This is a genomic window from Agrobacterium sp. MS2 (assembly GCF_003261015.1).
GTDB lineage: Bacteria > Pseudomonadota > Alphaproteobacteria > Rhizobiales > Rhizobiaceae > Agrobacterium > Agrobacterium pusense.
The window spans coordinates 25380-48308 of record NZ_QLNF01000056.1; the positions used below are offsets into that span (position 1 = coordinate 25380).

At 60.7% G+C, this 22929-nt stretch carries 14 protein-coding genes and 3 pseudogenes; 8 read left to right on the top strand and 9 right to left on the bottom strand.

The window, feature by feature from the left end; all coding sequences use genetic code 11:
• The 4 genes and pseudogenes from DOU54_RS28170 to DOU54_RS15510 form a co-directional block, all read left to right on the top strand.
• Positions 1-887 (top strand): annotated as a pseudogene (locus DOU54_RS28170) (UvrD-helicase domain-containing protein); the annotation flags it as partial.
• Complete coding sequence (locus tag DOU54_RS15500) at positions 887-2101, top strand: hypothetical protein (RefSeq protein WP_113731565.1); 1215 nt, start codon at positions 887-889, stop codon at positions 2099-2101. The pseudogene DOU54_RS28170 and the gene DOU54_RS15500, both read left to right, overlap by 1 nt.
• Positions 2101-3903: a phospholipase D-like domain-containing protein gene (locus DOU54_RS15505; protein ID WP_113731566.1), complete on the top strand. Its 1803-nt coding sequence runs from the start codon at positions 2101-2103 to the stop codon at positions 3901-3903. Before DOU54_RS15500 ends, DOU54_RS15505 begins: the two co-directional genes overlap by 1 nt.
• Positions 3903-6443, top strand: a complete 2541-nt coding sequence (locus DOU54_RS15510) for a DEAD/DEAH box helicase family protein (RefSeq protein WP_113731567.1) — start codon at positions 3903-3905, stop codon at positions 6441-6443. Before DOU54_RS15505 ends, DOU54_RS15510 begins: the two co-directional genes overlap by 1 nt.
• A gap of 57 nt (positions 6444-6500) precedes the next feature.
• Here DOU54_RS15510 and DOU54_RS15515 read toward each other — a convergent pair.
• Positions 6501-8039: pseudogene (locus tag DOU54_RS15515) on the bottom strand (IS3 family transposase).
• Between the two features lie 665 nt (positions 8040-8704).
• Here DOU54_RS15515 and DOU54_RS15520 point away from each other — a divergent pair.
• From DOU54_RS15520 to DOU54_RS28180, 3 genes are all read left to right on the top strand, one after another.
• Complete coding sequence (locus tag DOU54_RS15520) at positions 8705-11056, top strand: phosphoketolase family protein (protein ID WP_113731568.1); 2352 nt, start codon at positions 8705-8707, stop codon at positions 11054-11056.
• A gap of 165 nt (positions 11057-11221) precedes the next feature.
• Complete coding sequence (locus tag DOU54_RS28175; RefSeq protein ID WP_286079924.1) at positions 11222-12442, top strand: HAD-IC family P-type ATPase; 1221 nt, start codon at positions 11222-11224, stop codon at positions 12440-12442.
• Positions 12415-13968, top strand: coding sequence for a cation-translocating P-type ATPase (locus tag DOU54_RS28180; protein WP_286079925.1), 1554 nt, complete (start codon positions 12415-12417; stop codon positions 13966-13968). Before DOU54_RS28175 ends, DOU54_RS28180 begins: the two co-directional genes overlap by 28 nt.
• Here DOU54_RS28180 and DOU54_RS15530 read toward each other — a convergent pair.
• From DOU54_RS15530 to adhP, 8 genes are all read right to left on the bottom strand, one after another.
• The gene (locus DOU54_RS15530) at positions 13965-14738 is read right to left on the bottom strand and encodes a universal stress protein (RefSeq protein ID WP_193603369.1); all 774 of its coding nucleotides are present in this window, start codon (positions 14736-14738) and stop codon (positions 13965-13967) included. The two genes, DOU54_RS28180 and DOU54_RS15530, sit on opposite strands and share 4 nt — an antisense overlap.
• Positions 14739-14863: 125 nt before the next feature.
• Complete coding sequence (locus DOU54_RS15535; protein WP_113731570.1) at positions 14864-15193, bottom strand: hypothetical protein; 330 nt, start codon at positions 15191-15193, stop codon at positions 14864-14866.
• A 152-nt stretch (positions 15194-15345) separates the two neighbouring features.
• Positions 15346-16251 (bottom strand): carbamate kinase, encoded by a 906-nt coding sequence (gene arcC / locus DOU54_RS15540; RefSeq protein ID WP_113731571.1) that lies wholly within the window; start codon positions 16249-16251, stop codon positions 15346-15348.
• Position 16252: 1 nt separating this feature from the next.
• The gene (gene argF / locus DOU54_RS15545) at positions 16253-17254 is read right to left on the bottom strand and encodes an ornithine carbamoyltransferase (RefSeq protein WP_113731572.1); all 1002 of its coding nucleotides are present in this window, start codon (positions 17252-17254) and stop codon (positions 16253-16255) included.
• Positions 17255-17266: 12 nt separating this feature from the next.
• Entirely contained in the window at positions 17267-18493 is a 1227-nt protein-coding gene (gene arcA / locus DOU54_RS15550) for an arginine deiminase (protein ID WP_113731573.1), read from the bottom strand.
• Positions 18494-18505: 12 nt separating this feature from the next.
• Positions 18506-19936: a YfcC family protein gene (locus DOU54_RS15555; protein ID WP_113731574.1), complete on the bottom strand. Its 1431-nt coding sequence runs from the start codon at positions 19934-19936 to the stop codon at positions 18506-18508.
• A gap of 367 nt (positions 19937-20303) precedes the next feature.
• On the bottom strand, positions 20304-20945 hold the full coding sequence (locus DOU54_RS15560; RefSeq protein ID WP_113731575.1) for a CBS domain-containing protein: 642 nt from the start codon (positions 20943-20945) through the stop codon (positions 20304-20306).
• A gap of 33 nt (positions 20946-20978) precedes the next feature.
• A complete protein-coding gene (gene adhP / locus DOU54_RS15565; protein WP_502695968.1) occupies positions 20979-21971 on the bottom strand; it encodes an alcohol dehydrogenase AdhP in 993 nt (330 codons plus the stop codon).
• A gap of 80 nt (positions 21972-22051) precedes the next feature.
• Here adhP and DOU54_RS15570 point away from each other — a divergent pair.
• Positions 22052-22764, top strand: a pseudogene (locus DOU54_RS15570) (IS5 family transposase).
• Positions 22765-22929 lie beyond the last annotated feature (165 nt).

Sequence of the window (22929 nt, forward strand, 5' to 3'; positions counted from 1 at the left end):
ACCGTCGCGCCGATTTTGAAACCAATGCGAAAAACCTTCTCTATGTCGCCCTGACCCGTGCCCGTGACCGGCTGGTGCTGGAATGGCCGGGTTTTCTGAAGGACCGCGAAGAAGACGCGCCCGAGGCTACGAACCTGTTTCATATCCTGTCCGATACTTGCGCGCCGCAGATCGGGGCGGGCAGTCTGCGCATCAATGGCGTGGATTGCCCGGCGCTGATCACGCAACTGCCTGAAGAGGCGGGATTTACCGAATATGCAGGTGGTGCGGCAGCCTCAGCGCTGCGATTCGGTGCCGCTGCGCCGTTGCCCGTGACACCGCTGACGCCCTGGCGGCTGCAGCCCTCGCAAACCCGTAGTGCGGGGGTGCCGCCCGTGTCCCGCCGTATCAACATCGGAGCACCCTGGCCAAAGGCACTGAACGATGCCTGCCGCGGCACAGCACTGCATCTGGCGCTGCGCACATACCTGACCCGGCCCGATCTGGCGCCGGCTTTGGCTCTCGCGACCGGGCTTGACGACGCCACTCTTGCGCTAGTGGCCGAGCGTGCCACGGCGCTGAAAGCCTGGCTTGCCGATCAGGGCTATACGGATCTGCGCGCCGAGATTCCGGTGCTTGGCCACACGCCCGAAGGTGCAGAGATCCCCGGTGCCCTCGACCTTCTTGCCATCGGCCCGGCAGGCGCGATGCTGATCGACCATAAATCCGGCGGTGACGGGTTTGGCCCCTATTGGCCACAGCTTTCTAGCTATGCCGGACTGTTGGCCGGACTATACCCGCAGCATCCGCTGCAGGGCGTGGCGGTGTTCTGGGTCGATCACGGTTGGCTGGAACTGGCAGATGAGGGCGCGTCAGCGGGAGCTTTCGCACAGGCCAGAGTTAACTGATGCCCTGGGGAATACTTGCGCCCGATACCGTGGTTTCGCAACGGCGCCAGCAGAACCTCGGGCTTGCGGCGGCGGTTCGTCATTTCAATGATCGGGCGGTCCCCGGAATCGGCGGCATGTGGTTTCCCATGCCCATCCTTTGGTCGGTTCTGGCGATCTCTATCGCCGAGGAACTTGGTGTGCCGGCACTGCCTGTCGGCAACGCGGTCGAAGCGCGCGTCATGCTTGAAGTCATCGCGGGTCCGCAGGATCGCCGCGTGCGAGGGGCGAGGAAGATGCAGGGCTTGAAGGATAGCAGTTTCCACAATCTCAGGCGTCGCGGAACTTATGTGGTTCAGCCGATCCGCATGGCGATGGTGCAGCCTCTGGTCGCACTCGGGTTCGTGCAGGGCAGCCGCTACGGCGCGTTCCGCATACATAGCGCTGGCAGAGAGCTGTTGGAGCTGAATGCGATGAAAGAACCGCGCCGTTTGCTTGGTGCTTGGGCGCATGGCAGACAGCCACATGGCCTGAAGGAGGCCCTGACAGTGCTTTCCCCAGTTGGGGCTGTCCCGGAAGCGGTGCGTAAACTGATCCTTTCCCGATTGCTCGACGGAAATGATCCCGGCTCGACCCGGCGCCGGGCCCTGGCGCGCCTCGGCACTGGCCCCAGCTCCGCGCATTTGGACCAGGAAACCGCATTGGCGGGGCTGGCGCCGGATCATTGGTCGGATTTGCGCGCAGGAGCGGCTTTTATGGATCTGCGCGATGCTGCGTTGTCGGTGTTGGACCAGTTGGAACAGCACCTGCTGAAGCTTCGCGACGATAATCAGCCTGTGCGCCTGTCAGAAGCGGACGCAGCCGAAGTCGCCACCGAGCCGCTGAAACAATTGCGCGGTCTGGCCTCAGCAAAAGGCGCGCTTGTCGATCAGGGCAATGAGGAGACCAGCCGCAGATTTATCGCGGAAATCCGAAATCTGTCCGATCAGCAGCTGATCCAGAGGCTGGCCGAGCGCGATTCTACCGTAATTTGTCAGTGCGAAGGCCACATTGTTCTCGGGCCGGCTGCGGGCGAGTTGCGGGGCAGCTCGGAGACCCAGGACGAGAATCGGCCCCCTCAGGACGAGGCCTTCGCGACGCAGCTTTTCCGGCTGCACAATCTTCATTGTCTGGTGACGGAGCTGTCCGGAAAGGTGAACCCGGGCAGCCGTGACGCGGGATCGGAGGCCGTCTGATGCAGAACACGACGCTCTACTCCCTCTTCATGCCGCCCGAAGATTGTTATGGCGACTTTGGCCTTATGTGCGGCTTCACCGCGACGCGGCAGGTCCTGGGGCAGATCCGCCGAACATTCACAGGCGAGATGGCGCGTCCGGTGCTGGCCGCCTTCATCCATCCAACCGTGAATGCGATCTCGGACGTTCCGGGACTTGCCTGGATGTGGATGCGCCTCGTGGGACGCGGCTACAACCTTCTCCATGCCAAGGTGGCGCTTCTGGGTTTTCGCAAGCGCGGCGGAGATGGCTATGTCATTCGCCTCGCTGTCAGCACGGGGAACTGGACACAGGATCCGCTTACTCGCAGCATCGACCTGTTCTGGTCGATCGATCTGGACTCTGCTGTGCCTGACGCACAGGACATTGCCGATATCCGCGCTGCGCATGAGATGTTTGGATGGCTGCGCGAGCGGGCAGATTGCGCCCTGATCGAACGCAGTTTTGACGGGCACCGGCCAGACGCCCTGCTGGAGGCCGCGATCACAGCCTTGCCCACGTCATCCGCGCGTCCCCGCTTCATCGACAGCCGCAATCAGGCGCTGTTTCCTCAGGTGGTCGAGCGCCTGGGTACCAAAAAGAAGGCCGACCGTCTCATCCTCGGGTCTGGCTATTTCGAGAGCGACGGCGATGGTGCTGCTGGCCTGCCAGAGCGACTGCGCCGCGCATTGGTGCAGGAGAAATCCCTGACGAAAACAGCGGCTCTCGACCTGTTTCTCAACCCGTCCTCCTGTCAGGGGCTTGCTGCCCGGGCCGGTGCCTTGATTGACGCAGGCTGGAACTTGCGCCCTCCGCGCTCTGTCTTGCATGGAACTGATGGGTGCCTGCATGCAAAATTTGTGGTGCTGGCGTCGGGCGAGACCGAGGCCTCGGGACGGGCTTATCTTGGATCCGGCAATCTGAGCATGAACGGGTTTGAGCGTGCCGCAAGCGCCGGGGGAAACCTTGAGGCAGGTGTGATCGTCGATCTGCCGGGAGGACTGAAATGGCCGCGACGCAGAGACACGCGGAACGGTATCGCCGCTGTTTTGCCGATCCAGTTCACTGATGTGGTGACGCCCGAGGCCCTGCAGCAAGGGGAAGGCTTTGTGCACCCCGATGAGCCAGAAACCCAGCCGCCAGTTGCGTGGCTTATATGGCAAGACGGGGTGCTCTCGGCCCCCGAAGACAAATCGGTGATGGTGATTGGTGTCGATGCGGCTCAGGCCCAGACACCTTGTCCATGGCCTGCACCGGCTCCAGCGATTGTGACACTCGCGGAGGGCGGCTGGCGGCTGCCTGTCATTTCTTCCGAAGCACTTGTTGTCGCTCGCCCCTCCGATATGTCGGTCGAAGATATCCTTGCCAGCCTTGGCTCATTTCCCGAGCCAGGTGATGCTGACAGCGAAGATGAGGGTGAGGAAGGCGAAGAGCCGCTCACCGACGCCTCAGATACCAACGAAGCTCCGCCAGCTGCCTATCCCATTCGCAGGATGATGGAACTTCTGGTGCGTCTTTGTGAGACACAGGCAAGGTTGGACCCGCGGGATTGGCAAAGGTGGTGTCGGGAGTTGCAACAGAACCTTTGCGCTATCGCGTCTCGCGAAAGAACGATGCTCGAGTTCTTCCGGAACGCCAAGGCAAATCCTCTGCCTGCTCTGGCAGATCCGCGTATGCGCCCGGAAGGGGTTTCGCCAGACCTATTGAGAGATGCGCTTTTGGCAGTGTCCGTCGCGTGGGAGCTCAGCGCTTACCCATCGCTCTGGGAACGGGAGGCCGCGTGATGGTGGACTGGAACGAGGTCGCGAGCATTCTGGATCGTATCGCAGGGACGTCTGATGATACCCAGCTAGATCATGGCCAGAAGGCGAGTGTCACAGAACTAGCGTGCCGTATCCGGGCGGGCCAACGCTCGGCCCTGCTGGCTGATGAGGTGGGTATGGGCAAGACCCGCATTGCGGCGGCGCTGATCGCAGCGGTGCGGGAGGCGGGCGGGCGCAGCGCCATTGTTCTGCCCGCGGGCCTTGGGGCACAATGGCAACAGGAACTGAAACGGTTCAACGCCGACGACAAGACATTGCTGCCGCTGCGCAGCTATGATGGTTTCATCTCCGGTTTCTTGCACGATACCGATGCGGAGGGGAGCGCAAGACGGTTACACAGCCATAAGGAGTGGCTTTCGGATCGCCGCAAGCAGCGTGAGTTGCCGGAGAACGGCTGGGCCGCCGAAGAGATCATAATGATCTCTCATTCCTTCGCGAACATGCAGTTTCCCAATCGTGGAGAGGGCCCCGCTGGAGGCTGGCGCCGGGAACTCTTACCCAACGTCGCCCGCCTGATTGACGGCCGACGGCGCAACTTCATGCGCGAAAATTTCCATTCGGGTGAGGTGGGCTATGTATATGCCAGTCGCCGTGCGGCGCGGCACATTGCCCAAACGATTCTGGACCACGAACTGCCGCGCGATGCCATTAACGGCGATCAGAAATGGCTTTCGGCGGACGATTACAAGAACAGGATCCTGCCGCTGATCGGCTATGGCCTAGGTCAGTTTGATCTCATAGTCGTTGACGAAGCCCACAAGGCGCGCGGCGCAGATTCAAGCCTTTCGCGCATTCTCGGCCCGGTAAGCTGGGAAGCGGATGATCCTTTTCGTCTGGGCATGACCGCAACCCCGGTCGAGCTGGACTCCAGCCAGTGGATCGACACGCTGGAGCGGCTCAATGGTCGCGATGACGATCAGGATATTACTGCGCTCGCAGCGCTGACGGAATGGATCACCGGCTATGTGGATGTTGTTCGTCGGATTCAAACCGAAGAACTGGACGAGACGCTGACCGGGGAATTCGAGACCTCCGCCCGGCAGTTCTGCGCAGCATTGCGACCATACGTCCTGCGCCGGGACAAACGCAGTGACCCCGAATTCTGCGTCTTCAAAGACAGTCATGGTGATTATCGTGAGGTCGCCGATATCCCGGTTTCACCGGAGGCAGAGGGTTTTACCCGTGACTGGTTGCGCCGCTTTTGTGCGGCTGAGGCGCTGTCGTTACTCCCTCAGGATGATCCGCGTGTGAAACGGGTCAGGCTCGCCGTTGCCCAGGGGTATGGGTTCGGCTTGGGAGAGGATGAGGAAGACAGCCCTTCTGGCATGACAGATGCAAACCTCGTTGGTCCGGCGGGGTTTTGGACGGAAGCTTTCACCGCTGAGAGCAACGACATCTATAGCCACCCTGCGATCCTGGCGGCTGTGAGACAAATCGAGGCCTATACACGGGCCGGCGAGAAAGTGCTCGTCTTCGGCAGGTTCCTGACGCCGATGAATGTGCTGACCAGACTGCTGGACGCGCGTGAGATGCTGCGTCGTTTGCGAGACGGTCAGCACTGGCCTGCCAGTGGGATCGGGGAAAGCAATATAGCAGCCGTCATTGCGGCGATGAGGGATCCTGATCTTGCGGTGGCGGGTGGGGTCGACGAAATCGATGTGATGTTGAAAACCCGCTATCAGGAGTGGGCGAGCGAGCGCCGGGCTGAACTCGCACGGCTTCATCGGGAGTTGGAAGACCTTGCGCTGGAGGGAGGAACTGCTGCATTTCTGTCAGAGATTCTGCGCCATGAGGACGGCAAACAAGACCTTCAATTCGGGGCTTTGCTCGAGGCACTTGGTGGCAGGCGGGAAGTTGCGGGCGCTTCCTGGACAGGGCAAGAAATGCTCGGGCTGTTCGAAAAACTGCTCCTGGAGCTTGCCGGGGATGATGAAGCAGAGAACAACGATACGCAGAAAGCCCGGCTGGATGCCTGGCTGAACGACTATTCCGGGCGCGAGGGCAACTTCGCCAGGATGATGTCAGGCGCAACCGCACCGCAAACGCGGCGTATGCTGCAATCTGCATTCAACCGGTCGTCCAGTTGGCCGATGGTGCTCCTCGCGCAATCCCGCGTCGGGCGTGAGGGCCTGAATCTGCATGAGGCCTGTCGCACAGTGATTCTACTGCACGCGGAGTGGAATCCCGGCATTGTCGAGCAGCAGATTGGGCGTGTGGATCGCAAGAACAGTATTTGGCTTCGCGAATGGCGGAAATGGAGGGATCATGGTGATGGTCTCCCGCCCCGCATTCGGGTTCACCCTGTTGTCGTCAGTGGCACATACGACGATCACAACTGGCAGGTTCTCAAGGCGCGTTGGCTGGAACTGAGGGCGCAGTTGCATGGCGATGTCCTGCGTCCCGTTCCAGGTCGGTCAGAGGTGATAGATGACAAACGAACCTGCGCTGACCGCGTTCGGCGCGCAGTGCCGGATTTTTCGCCGGGAAAACGTGGCGGTTGATGTTGGTTTCCACGCGGAACTGAGCCGGTGGGGGTGCGGATAAAAACTTGGACTGTTTTAAATACTCAGGCCGAGGCTCTTACGATATTCGACCGGGCTGAGTGATCCCAGTGATATTTTGATGCGCGTTTCATTGTACCATCGGATGTAGGCGTCCACCTCTGCCACGAACTGCTCGATCGTGATGACCTTCCAATCTCGTGGATAGAAGAGCTCGGTTTTCAACCGACCGAAGAACCCTTCGCACGCGGCGTTGTCTTGCGAGCAACCCTTGCGGGACATGGAACGAACCAGTTTTGCTTCGCTGATACGGGTTAACCAACCGGGCCATCGATAGTGGGCTCCGCGATCAGAATGGATGATTGGCCGTTCCTCGCCGTTGGCGACGGTTCCGATGGCTGCATCCAGCATTGTGTTGACGAGACCCGCATCTGGTTGGGTTCCGATGGACCAGCTGATGACCATGCCGTCAAAGCAGTCGATGATGGGCGAAAGGTAAACTTTGCCAGCTGGGATCTGGAACTCAGTAATATCTGTCAGCCACTTCACGTTCGGCGCTTTTGCATGAAAGTCGCGATTGATCAGGTTCTCGGGCGCTGGACTGATCTCTCCCAGATAGGATCCAAACCGCCGTCGACGCGGCTTGGCAACGACCAACTGCTCCTGCTTCATCAATCGCTGGACAACCTTTTCCGAGATTATCACGCTTTGTCTGGCCAGCGACGCCTGCAGACGTCGATAACCTTAGCAACGCCGGTTCGCTTCAAAGATCTCCGCTAGGCTGTGGCGGACGGCGGCATACTTGTCTGCCAGGCACATGCGAGCGCGATGGTAGAAGTAGGAGCTGCGGGCAATTCGAAGCTGGGCAAGCAGCTCTGGCAAGCGATAAACTTCCTTAAGGGCGTCAATCAGCTGGGTCTTCTCCCGATTACTCAGGATCTGCAGATCGACGCCCAGGTCTTTTTTTAGGAGTTCGTTTGCCTTCTTCAGGAGATCATGCTCGAGTTGTAACTGGCGGACATCACGCTGGAGGGCTTCAAGTTGGCGCTCGAGCTCTTCACGTTCAGGCACCTTGGGGTTGGATTTGCGGCGTTTCATGGATGAGGGGGCCTCGTGACCGAGTAGCTGATCTTTCCAGCTGTACAATGTCGGCCTTGAGACGCCCAGTCGGTCAGCCACCTGTTGAGCGCTTTCATATCCATTGCATAATCCGATGACCCCCGCTTGCCGGATCTCATCACAATAGCCACGGCGCCAAGATCGACCAACCATGGATGAACGCGCTTCCGGAAAAGCCTCTCTGACCCATGCGGTTAGAGTTCCGCGACCAGGGTAGCCAAGCGCCCTCATCGTCGAAGAGATGCAACGATCGTGAGTGCGGTAATGCTCAAGAGCAGCCTGCTTTTGGGCCTCGGAAAACTTTGGCGCTCGCGCTACCGGCTGAGTACGCAGGTCGAGATGCTGTACGTACTCACGATACCAGCCCTTCAACGCATTCTTGGTGGGATACCCCAGCTGGCGAATGGTCGCGTTAAGTCGCTTGCCCAGCCGGATATAGAGCTCAACCGCTCGAAGTCTGTCTGCGTAGGAATACATGAACTACCTCCTTGGTGGTCCAAGTTTTCGTCCGCACCCCCTTATCTGCCTAACCGGCTCAGTTCCGCGTGGAAACCAACACTCCAAAAGACAAAAAACTACGTAGTGTCGGGATTTGACTAGTACCTAAAACTAGTCATCAACCGTTGACGATTCTGTCATCAGTCGATGACAACTCCATCGGCCGGAGCGTGTCAAGGAATTTTTGTCAAAAGCAAAGAGCCAAAAGCATATGGCAAGGCGCTCAGAGGCAGTTCACCGCGATAGTTCTTGGGTCCATAGGAGAAGATTAAGGTCCCGTGCCTGGGCTCAGATCTGGTTGGATCTCTTACGGCGACCGCGCTGACTCCATCGGTGCGGTTCCGGGAGACTCGCGTCTCTCGCATTCGGACACGCTAGCGTCGTTGGTGTCCTGGAAGCTCCGCGCAGGAGGAGTGGCTGTTCGCGAACGAACGCGAGTAGACTACCTTCATCGTTTCACGCGCGCCTCGTTAACTTGCCGGTTGTCATCAATCGTTGACAGTCATGACTGGGAAATGTAGCTTGCAGAATCGGGGCAGCCGCCGCCGCATTGGTCGTCGCGTTTGCACAAATTGCCCCTCGGTTTTTCTTGGGGGCGTGTCCTTTCGTGACCCCTAACCTATGATTAAGGCGAGGAGAAACTTATGGCATTCGATGCCGGGAATTTGTTGCTGGTCGATCGCTACTGGCGTGCGGCAAACTATTTATCCGTTGGCCAGATCTATCTGATGGACAATCCATTGCTCCGCGAACCCCTGAAGCCGGAGCACGTCAAACCGCGCCTGCTTGGCCATTGGGGCACGACGCCGGGCCTGAACTTCATCTATGCGCACTTGAACAGGATCATTACCGATCGCGATGCCGATATCCTTTATATCTGCGGACCCGGCCATGGCGGCCCCGGCATGGTCGCCAACACCTGGCTGGAAGGCGTCTATTCAGAGACCTATCCCGAGATCGGCGAGGACGAAGCCGGGATGAAGCGGCTGTTCAAGCAGTTCTCATTTCCGGGCGGCGTCCCCAGCCATGTCGCGCCCGAGACGCCGGGCTCGATCCATGAGGGCGGCGAGCTGGGCTACGCGCTGGTGCACGCTTTCGGCGCCGCCTTCGACAATCCGGGCTTGGTCGTGGCTTGCGTGGTCGGCGACGGCGAGGCGGAGACGGGGCCGCTCGCGGCCGCGTGGCATTCGAACAAGTTCATCAACCCCGCCCGCGACGGCGCGGTTCTGCCGATCCTGCATCTCAACGGCTACAAGATCGCCAACCCCACCGTGCTGGCCCGCCTGTCCGACGAGGAACTGCGGCATCTCTTCGTCGGCTACGGCTACGAGCCGTTCTTCGTCGAGGGCAGCGAGCCGGCCGACATGCACCGGCAGATGGCGGCGACCCTCAACACGGTCTTCGACCGGCTGGCGGCGATCCGCGAGAAGGCCGCGTCGTCCACTGAGCGGCCGCGCTGGCCCATGATCGTGCTCCGGAGCCCGAAGGGCTGGACCGGTCCGAAGGTGGTGGACGGCAAGATGGTCGAGAACCACTGGCGCTCCCACCAGGTGCCGGTCGCGAACTGCCGCGAGGATGACGGCCACCGCGCGATCCTCGAAGAGTGGCTGCGCAGCTACGATCCCGGCGACCTTTTTGATGCCGACGGTGCGCTGAAGCCCGAGCTGAAGGCGCTGGCGCCGACAGGCACGCGCCGCATGGGCGCCAACCCGCACGCCAATGGCGGCCTCCTGCGCAAGGAATTGCACACACCCGATTTCCGCAGCTATGCCGTCGCGGTGGAGCGCCCCGGCGCGACGGAGGCGCAGGCGACGAAGGTTCTCGGCGACTATCTGCGCGACGTGCTGCGGCTGAACGAGGCCGAACGGAATTTCCGCGTGTTCGGGCCTGACGAGACGGCGTCCAACCGCTTGGGTAGCGTGTTCGAGGCGACGGACCGGGTCTGGATGGCGCAAACGCTCGAAAGCGACGATCATCTGTCACCCGACGGGCGGGTGATGGAGGTGCTGTCCGAGCATCTCTGCCAGGGCTGGCTCGAAGGCTATCTGCTCACCGGTCGGCACGGCTTCTTCTCCTGCTACGAAGCCTTCATCCACATCGTCGATTCCATGTTCAACCAGCACGCCAAATGGCTGAAGACCTCGCGGGAGCTGGAATGGCGCAAGCCGATCTCCTCGTTGAATTATTTGCTCACCTCCCATGTCTGGCGGCAGGACCATAACGGCTTTTCCCATCAGGACCCCGGCTTCGTCGACCTCGTCGCCAACAAGAGCGCGGACATCGTGCGCGTCTACCTGCCCCCGGACGCCAACACGCTGCTGTGGGTCGGCGACCACTGCCTGAAGACCTGGGACCGCGTGAACGTCATCGTCGCCGGCAAGCAGCTGGCGCCGCAATGGCTGAGCATGGCGGAGGCCGAGAAGCACTGCGAGGCGGGCCTCGGTATCTGGGACTGGGCCGGCACCGAGGACGGACTGGAGCCGGATATCGTGATGGCCTGCGCCGGCGACGTGCCGACCATGGAGACGCTGGCCGCCGTCGACCTTTTGCGGCAGTCCCTGCCGCATCTGCGCATCCGCGTCGTCAATGTGGTGGACCTGATGGCCCTGCAATCGCCGCAGCATCACCCGCACGGACTGTCGGACGAGGCGTTCGACCGCATCTTCACGCGCGACCGGCCCGTCGTCTTCGCCTATCACGGCTATCCCTACCTCATCCATCGGCTGGTCTACAAACGCGCCAACCATCCGAATTTCCACGTACGCGGCTTCATCGAGGAGGGCACGACGACGACGCCCTTCGACATGGCCGTTCTCAACGAACTGGACCGTTTCCATCTCGCCATCGAGGCCGTCGAGCGCCTGCCGGTCCTGAAGGACAAGGGCGCGGAGATCACCGCGGCACTGCACGAAAAGCTCGTCCTCCACAAGGCCTTTGTCCGCGAGCATGGCGAGGACATGCCCGAGATTCGAGATTGGACGTGGCCTCATCCCTGAATCCCTCAGGACGCCGGGGAATGTTCGGGCAAGTGGACTTCGAAAAACTTGCGGAGCGGTATTCCGCCTGACTTTTCACGCGCCTTTGGCTGCTCTCCCAATCGCCGCCGGGCTTATCCTCGGCCATTCGTGGGATGCTCACAGATCGCTGGAAAGGAATGCCGGATGAAGGGCGATGCAAATCCAGTTGGAGCCGTAATCCCGGCGCCGACCGACTATTCGCAAAATGCTGCTGCGCATGTCGTAGACGTTCTTGCCAGCCATGCCGAGCGCGGTCTGACGAAAGCGGAAGCCGCGCGGCGGCTTGCGGAATATGGCCACAACCGATTGCGGGCAGCCAAGGCGATCCCGGTCTGGCGACGCGTGCTCGCGCAATTTCAGGATCCACTGGTCTATCTGCTGCTCGGAGCGATTATCATAGCGTTGGCGGCCTGGGTCATAGAAGGCCGCCACGGCTGGCCGATCGATGCGGTCGTCATCGCCATGGTGGTTCTGGCCAATGCCATCCTCGGCTTTGTGCAGGAAGCCAAGGCGGCTAATGCCGTCGCCGCGCTGGTACGGATGATAGCCGCGAACACCTCCATTTTGCGCGACGGCGAGCGAATCCGCATTCCCAGCGCGGATCTCGTGCCAGGCGACATCATGCTGCTCGAGGAAGGAGACGCCGTCGGCGCCGATGGTCGGTTAATCAGCGCCGCACGCCTTCGAATTCAGGAAGCCTCGCTTACCGGCGAAAGCGAGGCTGTCCTCAAGGAGGCGGCCATGCTGCGTGAGCCTGCGCCGCTGGCCGAGCGGTTCTGCATGGTGTTCAAAGGCACGGCAGTCGCCCAGGGAACCGCACGCGCCATCGTCACAGCGACGGGGATGCAAACCGAAATCGGCGCGATTGCTCAAATGCTCGACGCCAGTAAGGAAGATATCAGCCCCTTGCAAAAGGAGGTCGCGAGAGTTGGCCGCGCGCTTGGCACTGCGGTGATCGCGATCGCTCTCATTGTCGTTGCGACTGTGCTGCTCGTCTCCGACATCGATGGCCCATCGGACGTCATTTCCGTGCTGCTGATGGGGGTCTCGCTGGCCGTAGCAGCGGTCCCCGAAGGACTTCCCGCCATCCTGTCGCTGGTGCTTGCGCTTGGCGTCCAACGTATGGCGACCCGCAAGGCGGTGGTCAAGGCGCTCTCGTCCGTTGAGACACTCGGTTCGGCTTCGATCATCTGCTCCGACAAAACCGGAACGCTGACGCGGTCGGAGATGACGATCGAGCGCATTATGACAGCATCGGGGGCACCCGTGTCAGCGGTGTGGGCTATGCGCCTTTCGGCGATCTGGAGGTTGACGATGGTAAGGCTCCTAGCGCCGCCATGCGCGCCGAGCAGATCGTCGTCCTGAGCGGTGGCAGCCTGGCAGGCAATGCCGCTCTGAATCAAGGGCAGGCGGGAGTTTGGGAGATCCAGGGCGACCCGACCGAAGCCGCGTTCCTTGTCGCCGAGCGCGACCATGAACACGGCGGCGCGCGCGTCCTGATCGCGAAAGGCGCGCCGGATGTTCTGATGACCCGTTGCACGCATGTGCGGGTCGGCATGGACGTGGTCCCCTTCGACGCCGTGCAGCGTGCGCGCGCCACCGCTGACGTCGACCGGTTGTCCGACGAGGCCCTGCGAACTCTCGCAGTCGCTTATCGTCCGATGGCCGACACCGAAGGCATCGAGCACGGCGAGGGTCTGGAGCATGATCTGATCTTCGTGGGGACCGTCGGGATCATCGATCCGCCCCGGAAGGAGGCGGCGGTCGCCATATCGCAGGCCCGGCGCGCCGGGATCCGCGTCATCATGATCACCGGCGACCATCCCCGCACCGCATCGCGCATAGCCGCGCTGCTGGGAATCGTCGATCATGGCGCGCGGGCACTGACCGGTGCCGAGCTCGACGCCATGGACGAGGCCGCCTTCGCTGCTGCGGTCCGCACGACTTCCGTCTATGCCCGCGTGGCGCCCGTGCACAAGCTGCGTATCGTCGATACCCTTCAGGCCGACGGCAATGTGGTGGCGATGACGGGGGACGGCGTCAACGACGCGCCCGCGCTGAAGGCCGCCGATATCGGCGTCGCCATGGGGATCACCGGAACCGAGGTGACGAAGGAGGCGGCGAGGATGATCCTGGCCGACGACAATTTCGCCACCATCGTCGAGGCTGTGCGTGAAGGGCGCGGGATCTTCGACAATATCCGGAAATTCCTGCGCTACCTGCTATCGTCCAACATCGGAGAGGTGCTGACCTTCTTTCTCGGCGTCGTCGGAGCCGGCGTGATTGGATTGACCGACGTCGGGGGCGGGGGACTAGTGCTGCCTTTGCTGGCGACCCAGATCCTCTGGATCAATCTGATAACCGATTCCGGTCCTGCTCTTGCAATGGGGATCGACCCGCAGGACGATGGTGTCATGGCGCGTCCGCCCCGCAGACCCGACGAGCATGCGATCGATGCCCGGATGTGGCGAAGCGTCGCCGGAACCGGCCTGGTGATGGCGCTGGCGACGCTGCTAACGATCGACTTCTATCTGCCCAGCGGACTGATAGAAGGCTCGCAGAACCTGGAGCGGGCGCGCACAGCGGGGTTCACGGTGCTGGTGTTCGCTCAGTTGTTCAACTGCTTCAACGCCCGATCGGAATTCAAGAGCGCGTTCAGCCATCTGTTCACGAACAAGTGGCTTTGCGCGGCGGTAGCATTCTCTGTTGTCCTTCAGATAGCCGTCGTCAATCTGAGCTTCCTCAACACCGCCTTCGGAACGCTGCCATTGTCGCTGGATCAGTGGCTGTTCTGTGTGGCGATGAGCAGCAGCGTGCTTTGGTTCAGCGAAATCCGCAAGTGGATCAGCCGCCGGTACCATCCGTCTGGCCCGAATGCCGTTACCGCCTAAGGTATGGCTTGTGGTTTCCAGTTTTGCGCGTGATTTGGAACTATCAGGATATCGCACTGAACTTCATGAAGAATTTGCCCTGCGACACTCTCGACAAACAAGTTCATAATGGCATGCCTCCCATCTGTCCCGGCCACGACCAGATCAATGTCGTTCTCATCGACGTATACGGCCAGCTGCCGCGCAGGATCGCCCTCGAACGTGACGATTTGAATGTCACAAACTCCACCTCGTTGGGTAAATTGGTTGGATAGTATTCTGGCCTGCTTGACGGCATCTTTCGAGAACTGCCGGCTGTAGGCTTCCTTGTCGCCAACCCAGTTTTTGAACGGTGGCTCGAACGCATGGAAAACAACGAGGCTTTCGGGTTGAAAGAACCTGACAGCGGTTTCGAGCACACCCGACGCCGCAGGCGACAGGTCGATTGCGGCGACAATTCGCTCGCGTGTGTCGCCTGGCTTCTTTTTCACCACTAGCACAGGCAGTCTGCTCTCCCGTAGAAGTGACGTCGGCGTGCTCCCTAGCAAGGACCGACCGTCGAATTCGTTTCGCGATATACCCGTGACAATCAGATCGGTCTTATCCCATGAAGCTATTTCGTTGATTTCGACAATGGGACGACCTCGTCTGATGACGACCGCACTGTTGAGCCCGTCAATGGCCGAAAGCTCCTCACTCAGGAGGGTAGAGCTGTGCGCAACGGCGCGGGGAAGGGACTGCGTTTCCGGCTGTTCCAGAGGCCCGTCGTCGCTTTCGATGACATGGATCACAGTCAGCCGGCCTGCCACTGACGAGCTAACTGAATGGCGCGGACCAGTGCCCGATCACATCGGGCCGAGAAATCCGTTGCCAACATGATATGCTTCGGATGGCGGTGCTTCATGATCTTCCTCAGCTACAGTCCGCGAACAACTCGCTCTTCACCATCAATCGGCTGCTGTGCAGGAATGGGAGCCTGCCCGCCAGCACGACTGAGCGAAGGTCGGAAAGTCTTGCTCGGCCTGTCCTCGATCGAAACGAAACCCTCCGAGGCGTGCAGCCATTCCTGTATCATCATTTCGACAACGTCGTCGCGTGAGAGGGCAAGGACGTCCGCCACGGCATCGACAGCCTTGGCGAGCTCATGATCGAATGTGACTTCGCCGGTGTTCCAGGCATGAGCGGCGGCAATGAACAAAGCGTCCCGCATTTCCCGCGGCACCACCAGCGCAACCGCCTGGTCCAATCCGATTACCGTTTTTGCAGGGTTCGACAGCTCTACTCCTCCTCGCGACCTAATGCGTCAGCACCTGAGTTAAAACAGCTTTGATGAGCGACGGAGGACCTGCCAAAACCACCCCTGAAAGCTGGTTGGGCGCTTCTTTGAAAACCTTCCGTCTACAGCGTGACCAACGTGCCCTCGCGCCCCTCAAGAATCCCACGCGCATCTTCAAGCCGGCCAATACCAGCAAGTCCGCCCGTGTTTGCAAAGGCGCAGGCCGCCTCCACTTTCGGCCTCATGGATCCGGCAGCGAAAATACCGCTGTCCAATTCGGCGGGCTCTGCTTTCCTGATCGGTCGCGACTCCGCTGTGCCCCAGTTTTGGTAGACCGCATCCACGTCGGTGAGCATCAGGAAAGCGTCAGCACCGAGCGCATTGGCGAGCAACCCCGCCGCTCTATCCTTGTCTATAACTGCCTCAAAGCCATGAAGCATGCCGTTCGCGTCACGCGCCACGGGGATGCCACCGCCGCCGGCGCAGATGACGGTGACGCCTACCTCCACGAGCAGCCGGATCGTCTCGATCTGGGTGATGCGCGCGGGTAGCGGGGAGGGGACGACCCGCCGCCACCGGCCTTGCGCTTCCTCCACCATCGGCCAGCCATGCGCCTCCTTCGCCTTGGCCGCCTCCTGCTGGCTATAGACGGGCCCTATCGGCTTTTCCGGGCGCACCAAGGCTGGGTCGTCCCGGTTCACCTCGATCTGGGTCAGCAGCGTCGCGATCCTCGATCCGGGAGGCATAGCGTTGGTCAACTCCTGTTCGACGAGATAGCCGATCATACCGACGCTTTCCGCGCCGAGAATATCGAGCGGATAGGGATCGACATCTGTGTACGCCGCCGCCTGTAGAGCAAGAAGCCCAACCTGCGGCCCGTTTCCGTGTGCGACGATGATATCGTGATCGCGCGCCAGATCCGCCAGTGCGATCGCCGCCTTGCGCACATTTGCGCGTTGCACGTCGGCCGTCATCGGCTCGCCGCGCCTGAGCAGCGCATTGCCTCCCAGTGCCACCACCACCCTCATGTCAAGACCCCAACGTGGCGACCAGCAGAGCCTTGATCGTGTGCATGCGGTTTTCGGCCTGGTCGAAGACGATGGAGGCTTGCGATTCAAACACCTCGTCCGTCACCTCCATGCTGTCGATGCCGTATTGCCGGAAGATCTTTTCGCCGATCTCGGTCTCGCGATTGTGGAAGGCGGGAAGGCAGTGCATGAATTTTGCATGCGGATTGCCTGTCGCCGCCATGATCTCTGCGGTAACGCGGTAGGGCGTGAGCAGTTCGATGCGCTCTTTCCAGACCGAATCCGGTTCGCCCATGGACACCCAGACATCGGTATAGACGAAATCGCAGCCGTTGACGGCTTCGGCAAGGTCTTCGGTGAGGGTGATCTTGGCGCCGGTCCTGGCTGCGATCTCCCGGCACTGCCGCACCAGATCGTCCTCGGGCCAGCAGGCCTTCGGCGCGCCGAGGCGCACATCCATGCCGATCTGCGCCGCACCCGCCAGCAACGAGTTGCCCATGTTGTTTCCGGCATCACCAAGGAAGGCAAAACTGACCTGCGACAGGTGTTTGCGTGTGTATTCCCGCATGGTCAGGAAATCAGCGAGAATCTGCGTTGGGTGAAACTCGTCGGTCAGTCCGTTATAGACCGGGACGCCGGCATAGGCCGCCAGCGTTTCGGCCTGTTCCTGCCCGAAGCCGCGATACTCGATGCCGTCATACATGCGACCGAGGACCCGTGCAGTGTCCTTCATCGACTCCTTCTTGCCGATCTGAGTGCCGGTCGAGCCGAGATAGGTGACATGGGCGCCCTGGTCATAAGCGGCCACCTCGAAGCCGGTTCGCGTACGCGTCGAATCCTTCTCGAAGATCAGCGCGATGTTCTTGCCTTTGAGGCGCTGCTCTTCGTAGCCGCCATATTTCGCCTGCTTGAGCGAGGCTGACAGCTTGAGCAGGAACCGGATCTCATCGGGCGTGAAGTCGAGCAGTTTCAGGACGCTGCGACCTTTCAGGTTCACGGGCATGACAGACCTCCTTCAAACTGGATCGCGGACGAGCGGGCAAGTCATGCAATGACCGCCGCCACGTCCCCGGCCGAGTTCGGCGCCCGGTACGGTGATCACTTCGACGCCCGCCTTGCGCAGTTGGGTGTTGGTATAGGTGTTGCGGTCGTAGGCGACGACGACGCCGGGTTCGATTGCCACGACGTTGTTGCCGTCATCCCATTGCTCGCGCTCGGCCACATAGGCGTCGCCACCCGTCTCGACCACGCGCAACTGCTTCAGCCCCAGCACCTCGGCGGCGACCTCGACAAGCGGCCGCTCTTCCTTGCGCACGTCGAGCGTGCCTTCGCTCTCGCCCGGGCGGATGGAATAGGGTTCGATCTTGTGCGCCACGTCCGCAAAGAGCGTCACGAGATCGCGGTCGCAGAAGCTGAAGACGGTATCGAGGTGCATGGACGCCCGCTCGATCGGCAGTTTGCAGGCGATCGCTCTGTCCGCCCCGCCTTGCGCGAACAGGGAGCGCGCAAGCTGACCGACCGCCTGCGGTGTGGTGCGCTCGCCCATGCCGACGAGAACGGTTCCCTTGCCGACCGGCATGACGTCGCCGCCCTCCAGCGTGGCGAGGCCATGGTCCTTGTCGGGATCCCCCCACCAGACCGGGAAGCCGGCATCACGGAAATCCGGATGGAAGCGGTAGATGGCAGCGATATTGACGGTTTCGAGCTTGCGCGCGTTCCAGCGCATCGGATTGAGCGTGACGCCACCATAAATCCAGCAGGTCGTGTCGCGCGTGAACAGGTGATTGGGCAGCGGCGGCAGGATGAAGTCTTCCGGACGCAAGGTCTCCGAGAGCAAGCCGCCGCTCTTGATCGGCAACTCCGCCTTGCTCAGGCCGCCAATCAGTATCAGGGAAAGAGCGTCAGCCTCGATCTCCATCATATGCGCCCTCAGATCGTCGGCGAAACCCACGCCTACGGTGTCGTCCGTGACGCGTCGTTCAAGGAGCCATTGGCGCGCCTCTGGGATCTGCAGCGTCTCCGCCAACATCTCCCGAAGGAACACCACTTCGACACCGCGATGACGCATGGCGTCGACGAAGGTCAGGTGCTCAACCCGGGCCTGCTTGACCCAGATGACGTCGTCAAAGAGCAGTTCATGGCAATTGGAAGGGGTCAGGCGAGCCAGTGCTGCGCCAGGCCGGTGGACCAGAACACGTCGAAGCTTTCCGACCTCCGAGTGAACGCCATAGGTGAGGGCCATTGGAAATCTCCTTTATGCAATGACGGTGGCGACGCTGAGGCTCGCCATGATGATGATGGTGAGGATCACCAGCAGGGGCCACATGAAGCGCAACCACCGCTCGTAGGGCACGCGGCCGATGGCGAGCGCTCCCATGACGACCGCGAAGGTCGGGTTGATGAGATTCACCAGGCCGTTGGCGGACTGGTAGGCTGTAACGACGTGATCGCGGCCGACGCCGGCGAAGTTCGCGACCGGCGCCATGATCGGCATAGACAGAACCGCAAGACCCGATGAAGAGGGCACGAAGAATGACATCAGCACCTGAAGCCAGTACATCACGTTGATGAAGGCGACCTTGCCGAGGCCAGCGACGGAGCCTTCGGCCCAGTGCAGGATGGTGTCGGTGATCTTGCCTGCATCCATGATGACAACGATGCCGCGCGCCAGCCCGATGATCAGGGCGACACCGAGAAGGTCGCTAGCACCATTGACGAAGGCATTCGTAAAATTCTTCTCACCCGTTCGGGCTATGAAGCCGACCACAATGGCGGACGCGAGGAACAGGCCACTCATTTCGCCCATCCACCAGCCGCCCTTGAGCACTCCCCACACCATCACGACAAAGGTGAGAGCGAAGAGGGCAAGCACCAGCTTTTGGGTCGTGGTGAACTCGGCTCCATCATGATGCGTGCTGAGGAAATGTCTCTCGTTGTCAGCCTTCATGTCGTAGACCAGCGATCTGGTGGGATCGAGCCGAACCCTTTCCGCATAGCGCATCACATAAGCAACGCAGGCGAGCCAGCTGAGGCCAAGGATGACGATACGCAGCACGAGCCCTTGGGTGAACGGCACGCCGGCAGCATCCGAAGCGATGACAGTGGCGAACGCATTGACAGTCGAGCCGAGAACGCCGACGCCCGCGCCCAGCAGGATGATGGCAACGGCAGTTACTGCGTCATAGCGCGCCGCGATCATGATCGGGATCAGAAGCATATAGAAGGCGAGCGTTTCTTCGGCCATGCCGTAGGTGGTGCCGCCGAAGGCGAACAATGCCATTAGGAATGGGATCATCCATTTCTCACGGCCCTTCAGACCTCTCATGGCCCGCTCGATGCCCGCATTGATCGCGCCGGTGGCGGTCACGACCCCGATGAACCCGCCGATCACCAGGACGAAGAGAGCGACGTCGATGGCGTTTGCCGTGCCGGCCGCGGGATCGTAGAATCCGCGGATCGGCGCCATGAAGACCTCAACGATTCCTTGGGGCGCCGACTCGGTGGCAGAATACGTTCCCGCAACGGGAACCTCTTTGTTCAAGGCAGCGTTCTGGACGCGCGCATACTGACCGGCTGGAATGATCCATGTCAGCGCCGCGACCAGAACGATCAGGCCGAACAGGATGGTGAAGGCTGTCGGAAACCGGAAGCTGCCTTCCTTAGATGCGTCTGCATCAATGCTCATTTACCCCTCCAGGGAAATACCGAAATCTGCAATGAATTTCGCGCGCTCCGCTGCAAGCATCGTCATGCAACGAGAGGCATCATCGCGCTTTGACGGCTGGCGAAGAGACAATTGGCTAATTATTAGGCTGATTGATCACAGGGAGTCAACAACTGATGACCATCAAGATCGATTTGGTGCGATCTTTCCTTTCTGCTGGGACCCCTGGTGCGTTTACTGAAAGCTTTCGCCGGCCAATCCAGTAGAACAGACCCTGCGGGTGTGTTCGGGCACGCCTCGTTTTCTTGAGATATTTCTTAGTCGGTGCGGACTACCGCGCGCCGGTTTCCAGGTGCCGGTAAGCAACGACCTCGGTACCTCAGGCCGCTTACTGGGAAAAACTCGCACCCGGAATTCCCTCCACGACGCATTGCACAGCGCGCAGCTGAAGTTCCGTCAAGTCCGCTCCCACAACCGTCACCGTCCTCTCATTGACATCGACCTGAAGTCGCTCAGGGCCGAAGCCGAGGTCGTTGCGGATGCGCGCCGACGCTGCAACCCTGATGCCTTTATCTCCCCGTGCAATCTGTTCGATTCCGGAAAAGGATGTTGCCTTCAGGAGATCGCGGCGACTGACGATACCCACAACCGCACCATTAGAGATCACGGGAAGCCGTTTGACGTTGAGAGTGAGCATCGCTTGCGCCACCTTGGTCAACGGCGTGCCGGGTTCCACGGTCCTGACCTTCGCTGTCATGACGTCGCCGACGCGCCAGCTGTTGGAATGAATGTAGTTTGCGAGATCCTGCTCATCAGTCATCGGATGGTCCTGCCTGTCGAGCAAGGCCGTTCCGATCTCCCTGCGGGACATCAGATCGCCTTCCGTAATGATCCCGACAAGGTTGCCATCACCATCCGTCACCGGCAGACCGCTGACACCTCGCTCCAGCATCCGGGAAATGGCATGACGCACGTGAGCATCCACACTGATCGTGGCAACATCGCGCGTCATGATGTCAGACGTAATCATACTCACCCCCTTTAGGCCCGGTACCAAGTGCGGTCAGGCCGTCATCACTGCCATGTCAAGAACCATCCTGCCTTCGATACGGCCGGCCTTCAGGTCATCGAATATCCGGTTGATGTCTTCGAGGGGCGCAGCGGTGACATGTGCCTTGACCTTGCCTTCGTCAAAAAAGGCGATGGCCTCGTCGAGATCCCGGCGCGTGCCGACGATTGAGCCACGCACTGTTATCCGCTTCAACACGACGTCGAAGATGGGGGTCGCGAATTCACCGGGGGGCAATCCCACCAAGGCGACCGCACCTTTTCGCCGAACGAGCTGGAGTGCCTGTGAGAACGCTGGCGGCGATACGGCCGTGACGAGCACGCCATGGGCTCCGCCGCCTGTTGTTTGAAGGGCCTCGGCGACCGCGTCGGATGACCGCGCATCAAGAGCCAGGTCGGCGCCGGTTTGCCTGGCCAAAGCGAGCTTTTCAGGCGACACGTCGAGCGCAACGACCTTCAACCCCATGGCTTTCGCATACTGGATCGCAACCTGTCCCAGCCCGCCGATGCCCGAGATCGCCACCCACTGACCGGGGCGCACTTCGGTTTCCTTGAGGCCCTTGTATGTCGTGACCCCGGCGCACAGAATGGGCGCGGCCGCTTTGAAATCAACGTCGTGAGGCAGTCTTGCCGCGAATGCGGCGTTGGCGATCGCGTATTCCGCAAAGCCTCCATCGCAGCTGTAGCCGGTATTGTGCTGGTGCTCGCAAAGCGTCTCCCAACCCGTTTCGCAGTGTTCGCACCGCATGCAGGCGTCGTGGAGCCATGCGATACCGACCGCATCGCCGATTTTAAAGTCTATGACGCCTGGACCAAGGGCCGCAACTGTGCCCGCCACCTCGTGACCGGGAATGAAAGGCGGCGATGGCTTGACCGGCCAGTCGCCCGAGGCAGCATGCAGGTCGGTATGGCAGACACCGCAAGCCATGACCTTGACCAGCAGTTCGCCTAGGATCTGTTGACTCTTAGGATTCCCAATCAGACGGATGTATGATTCAAGACTGTCTTTTGGAGGCAGTCATGGGTGTTGTCGACCGTTTGGTTCTTCGGGATGAGCAGTGGGAGCGGATGTCGCGACACATCATCGGCGATGACCGTACGCGCGGTTCGTCTGGTCGCGACAATCGCATGTTCGTGGAGGCGGTGCTTTGGATCGTGCGGACGGGCTCGCCCTGGCGCGATCTGCCAGACGTGTTCGGCGAGTGGAACAGCGTGTTTCGCCGTTTCAGCCGCTGGAGCCAGAAGGGTGTCTGGTGGCGTCTCTTCGAAGCCATGTCGGATGATACCGATTTCGAATATCTGATCGTCGACAGCACCATCATTCGCGCTCACCAGCACGCCTCCGGTGCAAAAAAGGGGCTGAAGATCAGGCCCTTGGCCGTTCTCGCGGCGGCCTGAGCACCAAAATCCATATGGCGGTGCGTGGCCTTGGATGCCCCGTGCGCTTCGTGCTGACCGCAGGTCAGAAGGGCGATGCACCGCAAGCCGATGCCTTGATCGAAGACCTGCCAGCCGAGGTCGTCATGGGCGATACGGATTACGACAGCGACCGGTTGCGCAAGGCCATCGCCGACAAGGGTGCGCAGGCCGTCATCCCGAACAATCCGTCTCGCGCCCAAAAATATCCGCTCGACAAGCACCTCTATGCTGAACGTCATCTGATCGAGTGCTGCTTCTCAAAGCTCAAACAGTTTCGACGCATCGCCACCCGCTACGAGAAAACCGCCCGAAACTATCGATCGATGATCGCTCTGGCAGCAACAATCATATGGCTCAAATAACTGTCCACACTTCCTAGGCCGGGTACAGGCACCGGAACGCTTTCGATCATCAGCGGCTTTCCGAATTCATGAACAACCGCGGCTTTCATCAGTTCTTTCATCATTTTTCTCCGGTGCCAAACATAAACTGTGCGTCCCGAGAGACTCGGCTCATCGCGGCATGCC

Excerpts from the sequence above, each read along its gene's own strand:
- DOU54_RS15500 (WP_113731565.1), top strand. The coding sequence starts at position 887 with ATGCCCTGGGGAATACTTGCGCCCGATACCGTGGTTTCGCAACGGCGC.
- DOU54_RS15505 (WP_113731566.1), top strand. The coding sequence starts at position 2,101 with ATGCAGAACACGACGCTCTACTCCCTCTTCATGCCGCCCGAAGATTGT.
- DOU54_RS15510 (WP_113731567.1), top strand. The coding sequence starts at position 3,903 with ATGGTGGACTGGAACGAGGTCGCGAGCATTCTGGATCGTATCGCAGGG.
- DOU54_RS15520 (WP_113731568.1), top strand. The coding sequence starts at position 8,705 with ATGGCATTCGATGCCGGGAATTTGTTGCTGGTCGATCGCTACTGGCGT.
- DOU54_RS28175 (WP_286079924.1), top strand. The coding sequence starts at position 11,222 with ATGAAGGGCGATGCAAATCCAGTTGGAGCCGTAATCCCGGCGCCGACC.
- DOU54_RS28180 (WP_286079925.1), top strand. The coding sequence starts at position 12,415 with ATGCGCGCCGAGCAGATCGTCGTCCTGAGCGGTGGCAGCCTGGCAGGC.
- arcC (WP_113731571.1), bottom strand. The coding sequence starts at position 16,251 with ATGAGGGTGGTGGTGGCACTGGGAGGCAATGCGCTGCTCAGGCGCGGC.
- argF (WP_113731572.1), bottom strand. The coding sequence starts at position 17,254 with ATGCCCGTGAACCTGAAAGGTCGCAGCGTCCTGAAACTGCTCGACTTC.
- arcA (WP_113731573.1), bottom strand. The coding sequence starts at position 18,493 with ATGGCCCTCACCTATGGCGTTCACTCGGAGGTCGGAAAGCTTCGACGT.
- DOU54_RS15555 (WP_113731574.1), bottom strand. The coding sequence starts at position 19,936 with ATGAGCATTGATGCAGACGCATCTAAGGAAGGCAGCTTCCGGTTTCCG.
- DOU54_RS15560 (WP_113731575.1), bottom strand. The coding sequence starts at position 20,945 with ATGATTACGTCTGACATCATGACGCGCGATGTTGCCACGATCAGTGTG.